Raw genomic sequence first — 4,892 nt, forward strand, 5'->3', positions numbered from 1 at the left:
GTTCGCCTGATCGATCAGGGACTTCAGGAACTCTTTGTCCACCTCATTCTCCATGACCGACACAATCGCGTACATCACATCTTCATACGCCGCATCGATATCCTCCTGGGTCGCTTCGGCGTCTTCAATCACGAGGTTTGCAGCTGCAATCGCCTCTTCCAGGGCTGCCTTCGACTCGTCGGTGAGATCCAGAGTCTCGTCGCCCAGCAGCGCATTCGCCAGATCAACGGCCAGTTTCAGCGCACTCTTGTCCGGCGCATAGGTCAGGCCGTCGCGCGCCATGACCAGATCGAGGTATGCACTCAATACATCCTCCTGGGTCGCCGCGTCGTTCTCAACCACGTCTTTCGCAGCAGTCAGCGCTTCCTCGAACGCCGCCCAGCTCTCCGCTGTGAAGCGCTCTTCCTCGAACCCTTTCACCGCCCCGATCAGCTCTTCCAGGTAGCTCTTGTCCACGTCGGAGGCAGACTCGCCCACGGTGACCTTGACTGAAAGAGCAAAGCCCTCGGGATACATGCTCTCATCCACGCCGGTCATCCTGCCGGTGACGATGTATTCGCCCTCGGCCGAGCCGTCGAATTCGGAATCGTCCCATTCGATTGCAGCCTGGTCGGTATAAACCTCATTCCAAACGATTTCCGCACGCTGCGGGAAAGTGATATCGCTCAGATCACCGCCCACCGGCAGGGTGATATCAACTGGCAATTCTGCATCCAGCGTGATCCCGCTAATAGAGGAGTCCTGATACAACATAGACGGGTACAGGGTATCGAAGGTGACTTTCTCTCCGTTCACCTCCAGGTATTCAAAGATCGCCGGTGCGTCGCCGGAATTTGCATAAGCAATGACGGCAATTTTAGGGATACTGGTGAGTGCAGTGGCACGGTTTTCGTAGACTGGCGTCCACTCGGCGCCGTCCGCGCTGTAATAACCGCTGTAGCTGCCGCCCTCTTTGGTCAGCTTGAGGTAGATTTCAGTGGACTCCACGGGATCCATCACGCGGATTTCCGACGGACTTTCCCACGGGCTGCCGCCCACCTCGCTGACAAAGCTGAAAATCTGACCGCCATAGCCGGAGTGCTTTTTGCGGGATAACAGAATATAATTGTCCAAATCGCTGTACATCATGATTCCGCCGTCCGCGTAGTCCGTCTGCGGCTTATAATTCATTTTGCCGATCAGCTCAAAGTCCTCCTGATCCACCGGCAGGGTGAGCACGTTCTTCACCGTGTTGGTGGTGTCGGACCAAATGGCTCCTTTTTCCGGGGTGATGGACAGGAATCCCTCCCCGGTAAGCGTCCAATTATCCTTGTTTTCATTGACCCAGGCCCAAGCGCTGGAAGCACCGTCCTCTGCGGTCACGGTGAGCATCATCTCGTCGGATACGGACGGGTCGTTTATCGAATGCGCCGTCACCAGCAACCGGGCCGCGCCCGAGGGCAAAATCACGCCGTCTTCGCTGATCGAAGCCTTCGCACCCGAGAGGGATTCGACCTCAAAGGCCACGTCGCTCAGCGCCTCAGTAGGCTCGACCTGCACGGCCACTTTGCCGGACGCATCCGGCGTATCGAGCACAATTGATTCAGCAGACTGATAGACATCGTCCGAAACGGTGATCACCACCGAATCGCTGAGGGTCTTGCCGTAAGCGGTGACAGTGACGCGGATGGTCGCCTTGCCGCTCGCCTTTGCGGTGATGGTGCCGTCCTCGGCTACCTCAGCCACCTCAGGGTTAAGGCTCTCATAGGTGATGACAGCCTCGCTCAAATCGGCAGCCGCGCCGGTGATGCCGGTGGCCTTCAGGTTGAGCTTAAACCTCTTGTTGATGGCAACTGTGTCGCCCTGTTTTTCGACGTTCTGGAAATTGATCTCGGCGACCGACGCAACAACGCGGCCGGAGGTATCCTTCACCACATCGGTGGCCACCAATTTGACCGCGACAGCGGTGACCGCGTCTTCGAGATCGATGTACTTTTCTTCAGCGGTCGCGGGCCAAGTACCCTCGGCGACCTTTTCAAACTCACTGTTCGCGTCTTTTTTCACATACAGCTCATAGCCAGTGATCATCGCGGTGGTCTCGCCGTTCTGCCGCGGAAGCACCGCCACGCGGTTGAAGGTTTTTTCGCCGTTCAGGTTCACCGTAAGTGAGACCTCGCCTGTCGGCGGGTTCTCCCAATCGGTGTGCCAGATGCTGGAGTTGTTGCCGTCCAGCGCGTTGCCCGCGCCGTATCCGCCGCGCTCGTTGTTAGCGGTTGCGGTCATACCGGTGCGATCGACCACCTCCATGTTGACCTCATGGTCGATGGCAAACCCGGCGAGGCTGCGGTCGCCCACGCTATTGCTGGCGGAAACCGAGCCGCCGAGCCCCTCGTTGTCGTCGGTGATGGTGAAGCCATTGCAGGCGCTGAGCACCACGTTGCCGCCGTTTTCAAACTTGTTACCTCGAATAACCAAATTCTTGGTGCTTCTCGCGTTGATTTGGGAATTGCCCTTGAAAGTATTGCCCTCGATGGTGATGTTGGAGTGGACGGTCTGCATCGGGTCGCTCACATTGGTCTGCGGGTTGGAATAGATCACCGGACCGCCACAGTTGTCAAACACGTTGTTGCGGATGGTCATATCCTGGATGAGCCCCGATTCAAACCAGCCGCGCGCGTCATCCTCCAACAGGATGCCGCTCATGCCGGTCTTATAGAAGTAGTTGTCCTCGATGAGCACCTTGCCGCGGGTGGTGCAGAGTACGCCGCGGGTGGTGATCGCGTCCGCCCGGTTGCCCTTGATCAGGACATCCGGCGTCCAGGTGATATTTTCCACCGCGTCGCTGACCACACGAATGCCCGTGGGAAGCGGGTCTTCAAGCTCAAGCTCGATGTCGTAATCGTTCAGGCGGGTGAAATTTTTCACCTTATTTTTTCCGTAGGGGATCATCGAATTGGAATTGATGAATTCGATCTCGTCGCCCACCTCGTACGCCTGGAAGCCCCAGGATCGGGTTTCCTTGAAACGAACGACAATTTTGTTCGCCGCTTCGTCCTTGGACTGGATGATCAGGTGAGTGCCGTGAATGTTAAAGATGTCGTCGTGAGCGCCATAGAATTTGCTGTTGGTGACGCTTACCAGACCCTTGCACCCCGAAATCTGCATAAAGTCCGCCGAACTCGCACAGGTGCGGCCGGTCTCCGGGCGGGGGGTACAGTCCATGTTGTTGAACGAGATATTCTCGGTGTACTGCCCTACAATTCCCAAGCCGTGCATGTAGTGGAAGCCCATGTTTTCAAAGTGGACGTCCTTGCTGCGGTGGATGAAGCTGCCCACCTGATCGCGGGAGCCGCTGCGAAACTGGTAGGTCTGCCCGACCGTTAACCCAGGGCGGCTGCCGTAATTCAACTTCAGAACATTGTCACCCTCGTCGGTGATCGAACTGGGATAGGGGAAGCTGCTGCGCCAAGCTCTGCCTTGCACCGGATCGTGCTGCACCACCAGGCCGCCGGTCAGCGTCCAGTAGTAGCCGCCATCCGGTTTTTCCTCACTCAGCCAGCGGATGGTGTTGCCGTTTTCAATGCGGTAGGTTGAGTCGGGGTTGACCTCCACCTTCGCGTAGGTATCCCCCACTTCTTTGATGGTAAATTCCGACATGGTGGGCCGGTACCAGTCCACATGCAGGTTCTGGAAGGTGATGTTTTCGCTGCGATCCACCAGCAGCGGGGTCATCACGCCGTGCACCATCAGCATGGCGTTGTTGCCTTCAATCGTGACATCCTTCATATCTTTGAGGAAGATCGCGCTCCAACGCTCTCCGTTGGCATTTTCACCCTTTGTGGCCGCGTTGGAGATGTAGTATCCCGTCTCGTGGTAGGCGGTTTCCGGAAATACATCGTACTGTTGATCCTTTTCAAACGCGATTGTAACGGGGCCGTCAACCGTTTTTGCCTGCTCAATCGCCGCCTGTATCGCGGGCGATGCGTCCTGCCCCGCGCCCGGTGAGGGAACTGTGATCACCGTTCCCCCTGCCGGTTCCGCCGCAAAGGCCACATTTGCGCCCATCTGGAACGACATACAAGCCGCCAACAGGACGCTCATCGTCTTTGCCAACATTCCTTTCTTCATTTTCCTATTCCTCCTTTTTATTCATGCCGCCAGGCAATCATGAGAATACGTCAGCGATCATCACAATAATAGCATCTTTAATAGATATCTTTTTTATATTACTGACATTTTTATTTTATCGCACCTATCCAGTAAAGTCATTCCAAAATCCAATCGAATAGTTTCAAAATCCGATCATTATCTCAAAACAGACACACCGGAGTGCAAAAAACGGCCTGTAAAACTAATAAAAAAAGGTCGTATTCAAACCAAATACGATTTGAATACGACCTTTATGCCTTGTGCTGGCATCGACCTATCTTCCCAGGCAGCTTCCCACCAAGTATTTTGGGCACCGCTGAGCTTAACTGCCGTGTTCGGTATGGGAACGGGTGGATCCTCAGCGTCATAGACACCAGCTAAAAGAGAAGAGGTTGTCGCTTCTTTAGAAACAACAAACCCCTCAGATGTCGGCATCGACCTATCTTCCCAGGCAGCTTCCCGCCAAGTATTTTGGGCACCGCTGAGCTTAACTGCCGTGTTCGGTATGGGAACGGGTGGATCCTCAGCGTCATAAACACCGACTAAATTGAAAAAAGAACAAAAAAGAATGGTGACCCGTGCGGGAATCGAACCCGCGTTACCGGCGTGAGAGGCCGGTGTCTTAACCGCTTGACCAACGGGCCATGGTGCGCCATCAGGGACTCGAACCCGGGGCCCGCTGATTAAGAGTCAGCTGCTCTACCAACTGAGCTAATGGCGCATACTTTAATTACGCCTTTGGCTTTCCTGAAAGTACTTTACCT

Annotated in this window: 1 protein-coding gene, 2 tRNA genes and 2 rRNA genes; all 5 read right to left on the reverse strand. The window is 55.3% G+C overall.

Annotation, left to right across the window (positions count from 1 at the left end; all coding sequences use genetic code 11):
* The coding region (locus tag H8711_RS13220) for a discoidin domain-containing protein (RefSeq protein ID WP_249283839.1) at positions 1-4,107 on the reverse strand (4,107 nt) is incomplete at its 3' end.
* A gap of 282 nt (positions 4,108-4,389) precedes the next feature.
* Positions 4,390-4,506 (reverse strand): 5S ribosomal RNA (rrf, locus tag H8711_RS13225).
* A gap of 48 nt (positions 4,507-4,554) precedes the next feature.
* Positions 4,555-4,671 (reverse strand): 5S ribosomal RNA (rrf, locus tag H8711_RS13230).
* 26 nt (positions 4,672-4,697) lie between these two features.
* Positions 4,698-4,772: transfer RNA gene (locus H8711_RS13235), tRNA-Glu, on the reverse strand.
* A 1-nt stretch (position 4,773) separates the two neighbouring features.
* Positions 4,774-4,849: transfer RNA gene (locus H8711_RS13240), tRNA-Lys, on the reverse strand.
* Positions 4,850-4,892: the final 43 nt, after the last annotated feature.

The organism is Ligaoa zhengdingensis, assembly GCF_014384885.1.
In the GTDB taxonomy this organism is placed as follows: Bacteria; Bacillota; Clostridia; order Oscillospirales; family Ruminococcaceae; genus Ligaoa; species Ligaoa zhengdingensis.